At 54.1% G+C, this 15834-nt stretch carries 10 protein-coding genes and 1 pseudogene; all 11 read left to right on the top strand.

What is annotated here, in order from left to right:
- Positions 1 to 463: 463 nt before the first annotated feature.
- Positions 464 to 3724 carry a M10 family metallopeptidase C-terminal domain-containing protein gene (locus AC2FLD_RS13855; RefSeq protein ID WP_496674080.1) on the top strand — a complete coding sequence of 1087 codons (3261 nt, stop codon included), beginning with the start codon at positions 464 to 466 and terminating at the stop codon, positions 3722 to 3724.
- Positions 3725 to 4123: 399 nt separating this feature from the next.
- Positions 4124 to 4693, top strand: a complete 570-nt coding sequence (rfbC, locus tag AC2FLD_RS13850; RefSeq protein ID WP_496674083.1) for a dTDP-4-dehydrorhamnose 3,5-epimerase — start codon at positions 4124 to 4126, stop codon at positions 4691 to 4693.
- Positions 4690 to 5730 (top strand): dTDP-glucose 4,6-dehydratase, encoded by a 1041-nt coding sequence (gene rfbB / locus AC2FLD_RS13845; RefSeq protein WP_496674086.1) that lies wholly within the window; start codon positions 4690 to 4692, stop codon positions 5728 to 5730. The genes rfbC and rfbB overlap by 4 nt, the downstream gene beginning before the upstream one ends.
- Positions 5727 to 6590, top strand: a complete 864-nt coding sequence (rfbD, locus tag AC2FLD_RS13840; protein ID WP_496674088.1) for a dTDP-4-dehydrorhamnose reductase — start codon at positions 5727 to 5729, stop codon at positions 6588 to 6590. The genes rfbB and rfbD overlap by 4 nt, the downstream gene beginning before the upstream one ends.
- Before the next feature lie 18 nt (positions 6591 to 6608).
- Entirely contained in the window at positions 6609 to 7475 is an 867-nt protein-coding gene (gene rfbA, locus AC2FLD_RS13835; protein ID WP_496674091.1) for a glucose-1-phosphate thymidylyltransferase RfbA, read from the top strand.
- A 248-nt stretch (positions 7476 to 7723) separates the two neighbouring features.
- Positions 7724 to 10162, top strand: a complete 2439-nt coding sequence (locus AC2FLD_RS13830) for an Ig-like domain-containing protein (RefSeq protein ID WP_496674093.1) — start codon at positions 7724 to 7726, stop codon at positions 10160 to 10162.
- A 47-nt stretch (positions 10163 to 10209) separates the two neighbouring features.
- Complete coding sequence (locus AC2FLD_RS13825) at positions 10210 to 11052, top strand: SapC family protein (protein ID WP_496674096.1); 843 nt, start codon at positions 10210 to 10212, stop codon at positions 11050 to 11052.
- Positions 11039 to 12382 carry a TolC family protein gene (locus AC2FLD_RS13820; protein ID WP_496674099.1) on the top strand — a complete coding sequence of 448 codons (1344 nt, stop codon included), beginning with the start codon at positions 11039 to 11041 and terminating at the stop codon, positions 12380 to 12382. The genes AC2FLD_RS13825 and AC2FLD_RS13820 overlap by 14 nt, the downstream gene beginning before the upstream one ends.
- A complete protein-coding gene (locus tag AC2FLD_RS13815) occupies positions 12379 to 14526 on the top strand; it encodes a type I secretion system permease/ATPase (protein ID WP_496726656.1) in 2148 nt (715 codons plus the stop codon). The genes AC2FLD_RS13820 and AC2FLD_RS13815 overlap by 4 nt, the downstream gene beginning before the upstream one ends.
- A complete protein-coding gene (locus AC2FLD_RS13810; protein ID WP_496674105.1) occupies positions 14510 to 14950 on the top strand; it encodes a hypothetical protein in 441 nt (146 codons plus the stop codon). Before AC2FLD_RS13815 ends, AC2FLD_RS13810 begins: the two co-directional genes overlap by 17 nt.
- Positions 14951 to 14962: 12 nt before the next feature.
- Positions 14963 to 15820 (top strand): annotated as a pseudogene (locus AC2FLD_RS13805) (HlyD family type I secretion periplasmic adaptor subunit); the annotation flags it as partial.
- Between the last annotated feature and the right edge of the window lie 14 nt (positions 15821 to 15834).

Below are 15834 nucleotides of genomic sequence, written 5' to 3'. Positions count from 1 at the left end.
CGCCCCACAATCTATACCAACGCCGGTGCATCTGCGCATTATCGAACCTTCATCATGCTAAACCAGCGTGTGAAAAACCGGCACCGATATAAGTGTTTCGGGAAAAGGCGCTGTAGGAGGCGCGATGCGGCTCCTTCCCAAACAATCGGCAGGAATGCGGATTTGGTATCGCGCACAGGGTCGATTTGGCGCACATCAAGGTACGGCATGGCTTCGTCCTTGGCCGAGTTCACAATTGCGTGAAACAGGCGTCTCGCAAAACAATGTCCTTGGCTGGTTGACATGGACTGTTCTTTCGTGCCGATTGTGTTCCTGCAACACCAGCTCAATTGAGAAAGATCGTATTTGTAACTGTTTCGTAGAGTGTTGGTTTTCATGAGCTTTCTTTGGGCTTGCCACAATAAGAACATCTTGAGAAAGCAACTATAGCGCGAAAAGAATCGACTAATTTCAAGGCAGTAATATGGCTAGCGTGACCTGGATACCAACCCCCCCCTCAAGCTCTCCCACCAGCGCGATTCAAGGTGGCATCGCGTATGGGGACGGTGATCCATCAACTGTGACCGTTATCACCTATAAGTTCGGAACCAAAAACGGATCACAGGCTTGGACCTCGGCATACAAAGCTGAGTTTCGCAAGGCTCTGGCTGCGATTGAAGCGGTAGCCAACATAGATTTCGTCGAATCCAACGCGATCAACCCTGACCTCATAGAGGTTATTGGCCCCTACACTAGTGGCCCCAACTCTCTGTTTTCCAGCCCAAATACCCTCGGCTATCACTATACACCTTCGAATTGGTCGTCCGAAGGCGCTTTCAATACTGCCTATTGGTCTGCTACCGCAGGTCTTGGCGGCAATGGCGATCCGGGCGGGTTTTTCTTTACCACGCTAATCCATGAGTTGGGCCACGCATTAGGCCTTGGTCACCCACACGATACCAGCTTGGGAACAACCGTGATGAGCGGTGTGACTTCGGCCTTCAACTCATTTGGGGTCGGCAACCTCAATCAGGGCGTGTATACCGTGATGTCTTACAATGACGGGTGGACCTCTCGAAACGGAGGCCTATCTGTTGACGCCACTTATGGCGGCTCCACCGGGTTAGGTGCGCTTGATATCGCAGCCTTACAGGCAATGTACGGCGCGAACATGTCTTATAAGACTGGCAACGATGTCTACACGTTGCCGTCGGCCAACGTAGCGGGAACAGGCTACATGGCGATTTGGGACGCAGGCGGTAACGATACCATTCAGCACGTTGGCAGCTCCAACGCCTATATAGACTTAAGACCCGCGACGCTGGATTATAGCGCATCTGGCGGCGGCATCGTATCGCGTGCGACAGGCATCATGGGCGGTTTCACAATCGCGCATGGCGTTATCATTGAAAATGCTTCTGGCGGTTCGGGTAACGATATTATCGTGGGGAACACCGCCCAGAATACTTTGCGCGGAAACAACGGGAACGACAGAATACACTCTATTTCTGACGGAACCAACGGCAACACGATCCACGGCGGATATGGCAACGACACGATCCACGTGGCATATGGTTCTGGAATTGACCAGGTCTTTGGAGACCAAGGCAATGACATTGCGATTGTGAACCGAAACGGAGGGTCGTTTTCCGGCGGAACCGGAACGGACACTGTCAGGTTTGTCAGCGCCGCCAGCAACTATTTGTTCATCGACAACGGAGCGTCATACGAGTTTCTCGATGTTAGATCTCGAGTTACATTCACAATTGCAAATGACGTGGAGTTGATTCAGTTTTCAGACGGGATGCAGCGATACACTGAAACGAATATCCAGGCCGCAATGCAGCTTGTAGATATCGAAAATCAGGGCACGACGCTCAAACATGGAAAACAAGGCATTTACGTTCTGGATGCTGGTAGCTCAAACCTCGCTTTGATAAAAAACGGTCAGGTTATTGGTGAAAATTCAAACCCCGTCTGGCAGGCCGTTCAGGCTGAAACCACTGGCAGCGGCTACAGGGTGCTGTGGCTAAATACTGACGGATCTTACGCTGAATGGGTGACGGACGCCTCTGGCCAGTTCATCAGCAGCAACCTCGTTCCCAATGTGGTGGATGTTGAGACGGTTTATAATGCGGACCTGAACAATGACGGGGTTATCGGTCACGCCACTAATACGATCGAAACCGATGGATCCACGTCGCTCATTTACTCCACGCAAAACGGATATCAAATCAATGGCAATATCCAACTCACACGTGGCGGAGTAGACGTCGGACCAAATTGGTCCCCTGTCTGGCAAGCGATCCACGCCGAGGCATCAGGTGGCGGATATCGTATCCTTTGGAAAAACACCGACGGATCTTATGGTGAATGGGTCACTGATGGATCCGGCAAGTACATCAGCAGCAACCTCGTCCTCAATGTGGTGGACGTTGAGACGGTTTATAACGCAGACCTGAACAATGATGGCACAATCGGCCACAAGACCACCGCGATCGAATCCGACGGCTCCATAACGCTAGAATCCTCGACCCGTGGTGTCTATGTGATCGATGGCAGCATTGATTTGACACGTGGCGAAGTAAACGCCGGTCCAAATTGGTCCCCTGTCTGGCAAGCGATCCACGCCGAGGCGGTGACTGATGGATACCGTGTCCTTTGGAAAAACACCGACGGATCTTATGGTGAATGGGTCACTGATGGATCCGGCAAGTACATCAGCAGCAACCTCGTCCCCAATGTGGTGGACGTTGAGACGGTTTATAACGCGGACCTGAACAACGACGGCACAATCGGCCACAAGACCACCGCGATCGAATCCGACGGCTCCATAACGCTAGAATCCTCGACCCGTGGTGTTTATGTGATCGATGGCAGCATTGATTTGACACGTGGCGGAGTAAACGCCGGTCCAAATTGGTCCCCTGTCTGGCAAGCGATCCACGCCGAGGCATCAGGTGGCGGATATCGTATCCTCTGGCAAAACACCGACGGATCTTATGGTGAATGGGTCACTGATGGATCCGGCAAGTACATCAGCAGCAACCTCGTCCCCAATGTGGTGGACGTTGAGACGGTTTATAACGCAGACATGAACAATGATGGCACAATCGGCCACAAGACCACCGCGATCGAATCCGACGGCTCCATAACGCTAGAATCCTCGACCCGTGGTGTTTATGTGATCGATGGTAGCATTGATTTGACACGTGGCGGAGTAGACGTCGGACCAAATTGGTCCCCTGTCTGGCAAGCGATCCACGCCGAGGCATCAGGTGGCGGATATCGTATCCTCTGGCAAAACACTGACGGATCTTGTGGTGAATGGGTCACTGATGGATCCGGCAAGTACATCAGCAGCAACCTCGTCCCCAATGTGGTGGATGTAGAAGCTTTCTATGGGGCGGATATCGATGGCAGTGGTGCTATTGGGCACCAATTGCCAAAGCAGGCCGCGTCCTCAACGCCAGAGTCGAAACTGGCTGTTGCTGAGCAGGATCTGAATTTGTCGGACTGGGATGAGGCGGCTGATGAACTGCAATTTGTGCCAGATCTGACATCAGTATCGGCCCCGGAAAGCAACGCCACGTTTGACGAGTATCTGGATACCCAGGAACTGGGTATTTCTTTTGACGAAAATCTCAGCGAAATCGCGTGGTTCAATCTTTCCATCAATGAAGGTAAGGAGGATCTGGACCCCACTCTTGCCATTCTTTTGGAGGAGGACGGCTTCCTGCTGTGATCTGTTTTTTCTGCTGGAAGCTGGGGCGCTATCACCCGGCTCCAGCGCATTCAGAAACCTAGGCTGTCAAAGAACAGGAATTTCGCAAGAACTCTGAACCCGATACCGGTCAGCGGTCTCACCATTGCTTGAGACCGAAGCCGCAAATTTGATCCGCAGGGTTTAGATTGTCGGCATCGGTTGGGCTCTCCGCATTTAGTGTTATTCGCCATTATAGAGGCAGCCGAATTGTTCCGGAGCAACATCTGCCCCTTCATAAACGGGTTGCAAAAATACTTGAGACCGTCACGCTACAGCCATACCTTGCCCGTTTTCATACATGGGCTGTGGCGAAATCAGCCTACATGTGACATAGCTTTCTTAGACAACAGGATAGCTTAAAGAGTAGATTTAGGTTCAATGGAAATAGTTGCGCTTTCCATTCCGGAAGTGAAGTTAATTACCCCGAGGCGTTTTGGTGATCATCGCGGGTTTTTCGAAGAAACCTATAATGCCGACAGTTTTGCTGCTGTAGGCATAGACACGCAGTTTGTTCAGGACAATCATTCGCTCTCCGGCGCAATGAACACAGTTCGCGGCCTGCATTACCAGGCCCCTCCCCGTGCGCAGACGAAACTGGTGCGCTGCGGACGTGGCAGGCTGTTTGATGTTGCTGTGGACATTCGCAAGGGCTCCCCGACTTTTGGCAAGTGGGTCGGAGAAGAATTGAGCTTTGAAAATGGGCGGATGCTGTTGGTTCCTGCAGGTTTTGCGCATGGTTTCGTGACATTGGAGCCGGGCACCGAGATCGTCTACAAGTGTTCAGACACCTATGCGCCTGAAACGGAAGGGGCAGTCCTTTGGGACGATCCTGATATCGGAATAGACTGGCCAAGCAGCAATTCAGCGCCCCAGTTGTCCGATAAAGACAAGGTCGCGCCACGTCTTTGCGACATTGAAACCCCTTTTGTATTTGAGGCTGCGCAATGAAGATTCTGGTTACGGGAGGGGCCGGATTTATTGGGTCTGCTGTTATTCGGCGCGCTATTTCCGACGGGCATTCTATCGTCAACGTCGATGCGCTGACCTATGCTGCCTGTCTGGACAATGTTGCGTCGGTGGCTGAGTCACCGACATACGTTTTTGAGCATGCGGATATCCGGAATGCCTCGGCGATGTCGGGAGTTTTGGACAAGCATCAACCTGACGCGATCATGCACTTGGCAGCTGAAAGCCATGTGGACCGTTCAATCGATGGACCCGCGGCCTTTATCGATACAAACCTGACAGGCACATACGTTCTTCTGGAAGCCGCGCGCGCCTATTGGGTGGGTGCGGGCCGCCCCGAGGGTTTTAGGTTTCATCACATATCGACAGACGAAGTTTTTGGGTCGCTAGGGGAAACCGGGTATTTCACCGAAGATAGCCCTTATCAGCCCAATTCGCCCTATTCCGCCTCAAAAGCAGGATCAGATCACCTTGTGCGTGCATGGCGGGAAACCTATGGTCTGCCTGTGGTTTTGACAAATTGCTCGAACAATTACGGCCCCTACCAGTTCCCGGAAAAGCTGATACCCGTCGTCATCCTGAATGCGTTGGCCGGGAAGCCGATCCCGGTTTACGGGAAAGGAGACAATATTCGCGACTGGCTGCATGTCGAAGATCATGCCGAAGCGCTATTGCTGGTGCTGGAAAAAGGAGAGCTTGGTCGCAGTTACAATATCGGTGGCGAGAATGAGATGGCCAATCTCGACCTCGTCAGAATGTTGTGCACAATTCTGGATCGACTGAAGCCGGGAACAGCACCCTATAATGATCTGATCACGTTTGTAACGGATCGCCCAGGCCATGATCGCCGCTATGCCATCGACCCGACCCGCATCCGTGAGGAACTGAACTGGCGTCCGTCGCACACGCCTGAAACCGGGCTGGAGCAAACCGTGCAATGGTACCTGGACAACACAAACTGGCTGAACGCCCTGCAAGCGCGCAACGGTGTTGGCAAGCGTCTGGGGACGGCCCAATGAAGGCGCTGGTTTTTGGTTACAGCGGTCAGGTGGCGACCGAGTTGCGTCGCCGCGCGCAGAACCATGATATCACGCTCCAGACACTGGATCGCGCGATGGCAGACCTGTCCGATCCTGCTCAATGCGCTGAGGCCATTCGGCGCACGGACGCTGATGTAATCATCAATGCCGCTGCTTATACAGCGGTCGACAAGGCGGAAGATGAGCCCGAACTGGCCCAAACGGTTAACGCGGAGTCGCCCGGCGCGATGGCACGCGCAGCCGCTGAACGCGGCCTGCCCTTCCTGCATGTCTCGACGGACTATGTTTTTAACGGGTCAGGCATGACACCATGGGAAACCGAAGACTCAACAGCTCCATTGGGGGTTTATGGTAGAACCAAGCTGGATGGCGAACACCAAGTTGCACAAGCCGGAGGGTGGCACGCAGTTCTGCGCACCAGTTGGGTGTTCTCTGCCCATGGAAAGAACTTTGTAAAAACCATCCTCAGGCTGGCTGAAACACGGGACAGACTGACAATTGTAGCCGATCAGATCGGTGGGCCGACACCCGCGGCCGATATAGCCGACACCCTTCTTCTTATGGCCAAAGCTGGGCCAAATGACGAATACGGCTTGTTTCATTATTCTGGCGCACCTGATGTAAGTTGGGCAGATTTCGCCCGCGAAATCATTGCGCAGTCTGGTTTGGCAGTTCAGATCGAAGATATCCCGACGACAGACTACCCTACCCCGGCCCCCAGACCGCTGAATTCACGTTTGAACTGTGATCGTTTGAACACCGTTTTTGGACTCAGCAGACCAGACTGGAAAGCTGGCCTGAACAACGTCTTGCGCGAGTTGAACTCTGCAACAGGCTGAACCGTGAAAGGACAAGGTATGCAACGCAAAGGCATTATTCTTGCAGGAGGATCCGGCACCCGACTTTATCCGATCACAATGGCAGTCTCGAAGCAATTATTGCCAATCTATAACAAGCCTATGATCTTTTACCCCCTGAGCGTTCTGATGCTTGCAAAAATCCGTGAGATTGCAATCATCACCACCCCCCAGGATCAGGAGCAATTTCAACGTATGCTGGGTGATGGCAGTCAGTATGGGCTGTCTCTCACGTGGATCGTGCAGCCCTCTCCTGACGGTCTGGCACAGGCTTATACACTGGCAGAGGATTTTCTGGCCGGTGCCCCTTCGGCGCTGATATTGGGCGACAATATTTTCTTTGGACATGGTCTGCCGGAACTACTTGTTGAAGCGGACCAACAACAGCGCGGCGGGACCGTTTTCGCTTATCGCGTTGCCGACCCTCAACGTTATGGCGTGGTGGATTTTGAAGGAAACAAAGCCCGGGCGATTATCGAAAAGCCTGAGGTTCCACCATCGAACTATGCAGTGACCGGGCTATATTTTCTGGATGGCGACGCCCCGGCCCGAGCGCATGAGGTTCAGCCATCAGCGCGCGGCGAACTGGAAATCACCTCGTTGTTGGAAATGTACCTGCGCGAAGGCTTGCTGGAGGTCCAAACCATGGGGCGCGGCTTTGCCTGGCTGGATACCGGCACGCACGGGTCCTTGCTGGATGCAGGCAACTTTGTACGGACCCTCGAAGACCGTCAGGGAATGCAGACTGGCAGCCTCGACGAAATCGCGTGGGCAAATGGCTGGATCGACAATGCCGCACTGGAAGAACGGGCGCAACTTTTCGCCAAGTCCACATATGGCCCTTATCTGAAACAGTTGTTGGACTAATTCGTACAAACGGTGATAGTTCCTGAGCCTCCATTTTGCTTTTGCTAAACTGAAAGCATGACCCCTCAGCGCGGTTGGAAATATCTTCCCACCCGCGCTTGCTGGGTCAAAAGGCGGCGATCACCCACTCAGATAAAAGAACGAGCGACATAGATCCTCAACAACGCAGATCGAGCAAGAGAGATCAGGCCAAAACGACACAGGACGCTGCAGGAAACTCGGCCGCACCGGTTATCCTATCCGTTCCAGTGGATTTGACAGGCCCTTCAATCTCTGTCTCTCCCCTTTCAGTTGGTGCCGTCCTGAACGCCGCCGAGGCGGGAACCGATTTGACTGTCAGCGGGGCGACAGGGAATGTCGAAGACGGGCAGCAGGTAAGTGTGACCCTCGACGGTCAAACATATACAGGCACAGTGACCGGCAGCGCTTGGAGCGTCACCATTCCCACCGCCAATCTGGCAGCCTTGTCCGACAGCAGCAGTTATACGATCACTGCCGATGTCAGCGACGCCAATGGTCTGGCTGCCCCTCAGGCCGATGTAACGTTGTCAACGGATGTCACAGCCCCGACGCTCGCAATTGACAGCTTTTCGGACGGCGCCATCATGAACGCGGCAGAGCAGGTATCAGATCTGAATATCTCGGGTTCGACAACTGCGGAAGACGGCCAAACCGTAATTGTCGACATGAACGGGCAGTCGTATACCGGCACCGTATCTGCCGGCGCTTGGACCGTCACAATCCCAGCCGCAGACCTCTCAACTGTGTCGGACGCCACTACCGTGACCGTAACGGCCGATGTTTCGGATGTGGCTGGGAACCCTGCCACGCAGGCCACCAACAGCTTTGACACCAATTTCACCCCACCTACACTGGCAATCACAAATGTGTCGGACGGGACCGTCATGAACGCGGCCGAACAAAACACGGACTTGAAAGTAACGGGAACTTCGGACGCGCCCGACGGAACCGTTGTAACGATCGACCTCGCTCGTAGTAACGGAACCGTAGATGTAAGCGGTACAGCAACTGTGACTGGTGGCGTGTGGACCTACACGGCAACAAGTGGCCAACTTTCGTCTCTTCAAGACGCCGAAACCTACGATATCAATGCATCGATCACGGATGTCACTGGGAATAGCAATCAGGCCACGACCAGTTTTACCACTGACTTTACGGCCCCCACGATTACAATCGACAGCCTTCCAGTTGGGCCAGTCCTGGATGTAACAGAGCAAACAGCCGATCTCGCGATCTCGGGCACTACAACAGCCGAAAACGGTCAAACGGTCTCTGTTACATTTGGGGGGCAAACCTATACCGGAACCGTTTCGGGCGGAGCATGGGCAGTCAACGTACCTACTGGCGATCTAAGCGCCCTTTCGGACAGTTCAAATTATACCATATCAGCATCCGTCGATGACATTGCCGGAAACAGTTCAGCATCCGCGAGCACTTCTGTATCAACCGATTTTCGTCCCATTCTGACCATGAACGACATCGGCGTGAACAGCGCTGTCACCTTGAGCGATGCTCAAACGTCCGGGTTCACCGTCAGTGGTTCTTCTGTGGGGCTGTCGAACGGGCAAACAGTAGGTGTCACTCTCAATGGCAACCCGGTTGGAACGACCACAGTGGCCGCGAACGGGTCCTGGTCTCTGGCTGTCGCTTCATCAAATTTTTCCTCTGTCAATGCGGGGGATGATCTTGTGTTCTCGGCACAGGCGACTGTGTCTGGTGGGCCAAACCCGTTGCCGGTTTCGGATCAGGCAGTTGCGCATAAACCGGCCGCGTACCTGATCACCGAAGCTGCGCGCAATGGCTCGACAGTCACTTTTGAGATCTATGCCGATGCGGATCGTGACATCTCAAGTGGGCTGGCCCTTACGGCCGAACTGGAATTCGACTCCTCAGTTGTCACATTCGACACTGGGTCAGCTTCAGAAAACGGGGCATTCGATTTGTTCCTGGCCAGTCCCGGAGCGGGCGACGTCATTAACTTTGCCGGTGCAGCGACGGTCTTTACCGACCTGTCTCAGCCACTTGTCACCTTTACAATGACGGTCCAGGACCCAAATCAACCCATTGAACTAACGATAAGAACATCAGATGGCGGTCCTTCAACCATACAAATTGGCACCGATAACGGTGACAGCCTGACGGCAACGAAAACCGACACGTTGCTTCGCGGAGGTGATGGTGACGATGCGATCGATACCTCAGCTTCTGGGCGTGACATCGTTGTGTTCGAGGCAGATCCGGCCAACAACGGAACAGACACCGTTACTGGCTTCACGATTGGTCCCGCTGCGGACGTGACGGATGCACTGATGTTCGGTGGTTTGGACGTCAGCACGCTTCGCGGCGACGGTACAGGGTTCGAGTTGCTGTCGACCGGTGACGTTCTCGGTGCAAATACCGGGTTTGCCGGGATCGACACAGTTTTGACCGACCTAAATGCAAGCACAATTGAAGGTGCTGTCGAGAGTCTTTCTGGAACCCTTACCGGAGACGAGCTCTACGTCATGGTCACAGACGGAACAGACAGTGTTCTGGTTAAAGCTGATTTTGCAGCCCCTGACGATGCCAACATTCAAACCGTGGCTTCCTTTGAGGGACTGGATGATCTCAGCGGTTTGAATGCCGACAATATTCTGCACACGGACCCCACTGGTGCGTCGGCCTAATCCCGACGCAACTCGCAGCGGAAACATACAAACATCATGAGGTAGGTTTGGCACAGAATGGCTTAACTCCCGTCAGCCGTGCACGGCATGGGAACCGTTTTTGGAGACGTTTCACGTCCTTTAAGTTTGTATGCGGATTGACCGATTGCCCGGTGGTGAACGCAGAACTGCTGCAGACAGCAGCTACGTTCCCCATCGTTTTTCGCGTGTCAGATCGTGGCTACTACCCCGTCGCCACCCTTTCCATGGTATCAGGCGCCCCAACACCTTTTGTTTCCGTGCATGGTCGATGGCAGGCCGCCTATGTTCCATCCGCTCTTCGCTGCTTTCCGTTCCAATGCCAGTCGCTCACATCTCTGGGCGACTCCCTAGCCGCCTGCTCCGAACTACTGATCGACGAGAGCTCCGGCCTTGTGACAGATAATCCAGAAGACGAAGTCTTCTTTGACCAATCCGGGGAGTTGGGCCCGGAGCTGAAAAAGGTAAGGGCGTTCTTTCAAGCTCTGACCAAATCAATGCAGGAGACGTTTCATCTGTGTCACATCCTTGCTGAGATGAAGCTTTTCTCACCTCTGGACTCATACCAGAACACCGCGCTTCCGAAAGGTTGTTTTGGTGTCGATATGGGCGCGCTCAGAAGAGTCCCTGCAGCGCACATGTCCTTGCTCGCCATAAACGGAGCCCTACGCCTGATACACGCGCATCAGATTTCACTGACACATATCTCGTGGTTGTCACAAGCTCAGAAACGTTCTGATAGCTTCCAGGGTTTGGCAACAGACAAGACGACCTCAGATCTTACCGGATTTTTGGACGCCCTCGTCACGGCGCAAGAACAAGAAAACCGTTTAGGTCAAGGCAGGCGCGGGGGTGAATATGCCATTCTTTGAAAATTCGGCTAAAAAACTGACATTTACACTGCTTTTGACTCTGACTTCCGCGTGCACTGCATCGCCTGATTTAGCACCGGTAGCTCGGTCATTTGCAGTAGGAACCAGCGGAGCGGGAGCAGCAAAACCTTCTAAGTCTCTCAGTCAAAGCGCATTCGGGCAAAGAGTTCGAACAGCCGTTGAAACCAGCCCTAATCTGGCGCAAAGCAGCACCAGAATGGACATTGCAGCGGCCAACCAAGACGCGGCCGAAGGCGCTTTTCTGCCTCAGGTTTCATTGGGAATAAACGCTCGGTCAGAGAGAATTAATTCTGACATTGCAGATGTCTCGCCTTATCTGAGGGTGTCACAACTGGTGTATGACGGCGGTGCCGCCGCAGGGGATTTGGCTGCTGCCCGTGCACGAGTCCTTGAGAGCCGGGGCGCTCAACTGCGAACAGCGTCAGCAACTGCGCTGGCAGCGATCGAGACATATGTTCTGGTTCTCGATCAACGAAAAATCCTGGATATCTCGGCCGAAAATGTCTCCGTTCATGTCGAACTTGTACGTCAAATTTCGGATCGTGCGGCAAGTGGGGCCGGTTCAAATGCGGATGTTCTCACGGCTGAATCCCGCATGGCGGATGCGCGTACGAGATTTGCAGATGCCCGGGCACGGACCGACCGGGCAGAGGCGCGTTTTCGCGAGGTTTTTGGGGTCGCCCCCGGCGATTTGCCTCCACCCGTGCCAGCGCCCGTTCTGGAAAGAAGTGACAGTGAAATCGTATTGGCCAGCCCTCAGATCCGTACGGCGGATGCTGGCCTACTGGCCGCCAAGGCAGAATGGTCGGCAGCGCAAGCCCGCCGCAGGCCGGATGTTCGGGTGGCTGCCTTTGCCAATCAAGATGCAAGTCGCGACGCAAATTTGGGGGTCGACCTTTCGATCAACTACGAACTGGACAGCACCGGTCAACGTCGCGCTGCGATTGCGGCGGCGGAAGCTCAAGTAAAAGAAAGAGAATTCGCGCGCGCGCAATTGGTTCGAGAAATCACGCGGGAGCTGGGCTTTATTCGATCAGATCAAAAGGCAGGTGCCGAGCGCCTGCAGGCAGCTCGGGCTGCAGTTGCAGCCAATGCCGAAAACGTGACAGCATCACGCTCTCAGTTCTCGATCGGGCGGCGTTGCCTGATCGAAATCCTTGACGCTCAACGCGACTATGTGAACGCGCAAGAACGCCTCATTCTGGCAGAACAGAGCTTTTTCCTCACCAATTATGCAGCCCTAAGTCTTACCGGCGATATTCTTGATCTGCTTGGAATTTCGCTAGGGCCTTGGGTCAGTCTGGAATGACAATGGTCGACACTATGCGCATGGATCCACAGCTAACATCCTATGAAGCTTGCCTGCTGAATGTCGCTGACACGCTTGAACGGCCAATAACTCTGGCCACTCTACACGCGGCGCAAACCGGATCGGATGGGGATTTGACGATACGCGATATTGTCTCCGTGGCGCAAAGTTCAGGACTGCAAGCGGGATATGGTAAGCGTCACCTTGCGGAGTTTGGTGAAAAACTCGCACCCGCAGTGTTGCTCATGCAAGGAAATCGGGCGGTCGTTTACCATGGCCGCACAAGCAATGGCACGATGTTGGTCTTTGACCCTGACTTAGGTGAAGGGATTGGCGAAGTTTCCGAAGACAGCTTAATCAAAACCTACACCGGGTACGCGATCCTGTTTCGGCGGCACTACAGTAATGAGGTAGTCGAAGCAACGAGATCGCGAAACGGCCATTGGTTTCGAACAGCTCTTACAGCAAACAGATGGGCTTACATTCAGGTGGCCTTGGCAGCCGCCCTGGCCAAATTGCTGGGTCTCACCACGTCTATTTTCATCATGGTTGTTTATGACCGGGTCCTTCCGAACGAGGCGACCGAGTCGCTGATCGCGTTAACGGCAGGCGTTGCCCTGGCTTTGCTTTTCGATTTTATGCTGAAACTGCTCCGGGCAAGTTTCATCGACAGAGCCGGGCAAAAAGCTGATCTCCTTGTAGGACGGCGCATCTTTGACCAACTGTTGAACATTCAGATGACATCGCGCACAGGCTCTACCGGAGCAATGACAAGCACCATTCGCGAGTTTGAAACACTGCGCGAGTTCTTCACGTCTGCGACCCTTGTCGCCGTAGTCGATCTGCCCTTTATCGGGTTGTTTATCTTTGTGATTTACTTGGTCGGCGGGCCATTGGCAGTTGTTCCTGCCCTAGCTGTACCGGTGGTGCTTTTGACAGGGTTGGCGGTGCAACCGATACTGTCACGGGTGGCGGAAAAAAGCCTTGCTGACGGGCGATCCAAACAGTCCGTTCTGGTTGAGGCTGTGTCTGGTCTGGAAACCATCAAAACGACGGCGGCAGGCCGAAAAATGCGCTCCAGATGGGAGCAGGCCATTGAACGTCAGTCGGCGCACGGAGCGCAAAGCCGGGCTGTTACTCAGTTTGCCTGGAATCTGACAGGGTTCACGCAACAGGCCGCCCAGGTGCTTATCGTGTTTTATGGTGTTTTTCTGATTACAGACGGTCAGGCCAGCATGGGCGCACTTGTAGCATCCGTTATGCTGACGGGACGCGCGTTGGCCCCGCTGGGTCAATTGGCGCAAACACTGACCCGATTGAACCAAGCCCGCAGCGCCTATCGAAATCTCAATTCGCTCATGATGGCGGAAAGCGAACGCCCAGAAGGTCGCATATGGGTGAACCGGTCCGGTTTCACAGGAGCGATCGCATTGAACAATGTGCATTTCTCATACCCCGATCAAACGGAGGATACACTTCAGGGCATCTCTTTCACGGTCAAGCCGGGTGAGAAGGTGGCGATTCTAGGACAAATCGGATGTGGGAAAAGCACGATAGCCCGTTTGTTGCTAGGGCTTTACCCCCCGCGCGTTGGGTCTGTTACACTGGATGGTTTGGACATTCGCCAAATCGACCCAGGCGATCTGCGCCGCAACATCGGGTCAGTGTTGCAAGACATCTGGCTGTTTTCAGGGTCGGTTCGGGACAATATTGCAAGCGGCGCGATTAGACCAAAAGACAAAGACCTCATCGAGGCAGGCCGAATAGCAGGTGTGGAGGATTTCGTCGCCAATCATCCGGGAGGATACGATCTGCAACTGGCAGAACGTGGCGAGGGGCTTTCCAGGGGGCAACGGCAAGCTATTGCTCTGGCCCGAGCCCTTATCGGACGTCCTCCGGTTCTTCTGCTGGATGAACCAACCAGCGCGATGGATGTCAAAACCGAAGCCCAGGTGATTCAGCGCCTGAAAGAGGCCGCGTCAGATACCACTATGGTCATCGTAACCCACAGAACCAGCCTGCTGGAGTTGGTTGATCGGGTGATCATACTTGAAAACGGGAAGATCGCCGCCGACGGGCCAAAAAGCCTGCTAACCCAACATGTTCGCCGAACCGGGAGGCATCTGAATGTCGCTGCATCCTGAACTGGCCGTATTGGCGCGAGAAATGCAAGAGCGCTCTCCAATTCGGGGGTCGTTGCTGTTGTTTGTGATCTTGTCCTGCCTGATCTCTGCCGGATTGTGGGCCTATCTCACCGAACTTGACGATGTCACCCGTGTGGACGGGCGCATCGTACCCTCGGGGGACATCCAGGTGATCGACGCAACCGAGCCGGGTGTTCTTCGCACGCTTCAAGTGCGCGAGGGGCAGCTAGTGGATAAAGGCGCATTGCTGATGGAGCTGGACACCACCCAGATCGATAGCAAACTCAGCCAAGAGCAACAGCGCGCCTATGGCCTGATGGCACGCGCTCAACGGCTTCAAGCAGAAATAGACGGAACGCATTTGGAATTTGATGCGAATTTGATCGAAGGAGCACCAAGCGTCGTACGTTCGGAAACCGCTTAGTATCAAGGGCGGCAAGCAGAGTTGCAAGCAGAGATCGCCATCCTAGAGCGCCAACGGCAACAGAAGTACCGGGAATATGAAGAAGGCTTGGTAGATCAAGTGACGGCCGACGAAACGCTCAAAGTTCTTGCGGACGAGCGCGCCATCATTGCTCCTTTGGTTAAACAACAGATGGAACCTGCGACAACTCTGCTAGCGTTGCGGCGGAGTGAGGCCGAGTGGCGCGGTCGGAAGGTGCGTGCCGAAGCCGCAACCAACAGATTACAAACAGGATTGGATGAAATCGACGATAGCATCCGGGCTGCCCATAGTCGGTTTCGCAGTGCGGCACTGACGGACCTGGCGATCGCCACGGCTGAATTGGCCACTTTGCAACCGACCCTGTCAGCTTTGCGCGACCGGGCATCAAGGGCCCAAGTCCGCTCTCCGGTGCGGGGCATTGTCAATCGCATTCATCAAACGACCATCGGAGGTTTAGCGAGAAGCGGCGAGGAACTCGTCGAAATCGTGCCGCTGGATGACACATTGCTGGTCGAAGCCTATGTGAAACCCGAGGATATCGCGTTTCTGCACGCTGGTCAGCCCGTGAAGGTCAAGATCACAGCTTATGACTTCGCCCGCTATGGCGCGCTGGATGGTGAAATCATACGCATTGGTGCAGATACGATCACGCGCTCGGAACGCAATGAAGAAGAGGTGTTCGTCGTGGAAATTCGCACCAATAACACAATGCTGGACGGGAACGGTGTTGCGGTTGAAATCATACCCGGCATGATTGCTGAAGTGGATATCTTATCTGGTCGTAAATCTGTTCTGGATTACATTTTGCAACCCGTCGTGAAGATCAAGGACCAGGCTTTGCGCGAGTAGACCTCAGCAACAGG

The sequence above is a fragment of the Ruegeria sp. CDSA021 genome (assembly GCF_059612325.1).
This window is presented reverse-complemented; position numbering and strand designations above follow the sequence as displayed.

Bases quoted from the DNA above. Each gene is read 5' to 3' on its own strand.
- AC2FLD_RS13810 (WP_496674105.1), top strand. From the start codon at position 14,510: ATGTCGCTGCATCCTGAACTGGCCGTATTGGCGCGAGAAATGCAAGAG.
- rfbC (WP_496674083.1), top strand. From the start codon at position 4,124: ATGGAAATAGTTGCGCTTTCCATTCCGGAAGTGAAGTTAATTACCCCG.
- AC2FLD_RS13855 (WP_496674080.1), top strand. From the start codon at position 464: ATGGCTAGCGTGACCTGGATACCAACCCCCCCCTCAAGCTCTCCCACC.
- rfbD (WP_496674088.1), top strand. From the start codon at position 5,727: ATGAAGGCGCTGGTTTTTGGTTACAGCGGTCAGGTGGCGACCGAGTTG.
- AC2FLD_RS13820 (WP_496674099.1), top strand. From the start codon at position 11,039: ATGCCATTCTTTGAAAATTCGGCTAAAAAACTGACATTTACACTGCTT.
- AC2FLD_RS13815 (WP_496726656.1), top strand. From the start codon at position 12,379: ATGACAATGGTCGACACTATGCGCATGGATCCACAGCTAACATCCTAT.
- rfbB (WP_496674086.1), top strand. From the start codon at position 4,690: ATGAAGATTCTGGTTACGGGAGGGGCCGGATTTATTGGGTCTGCTGTT.
- rfbA (WP_496674091.1), top strand. From the start codon at position 6,609: ATGCAACGCAAAGGCATTATTCTTGCAGGAGGATCCGGCACCCGACTT.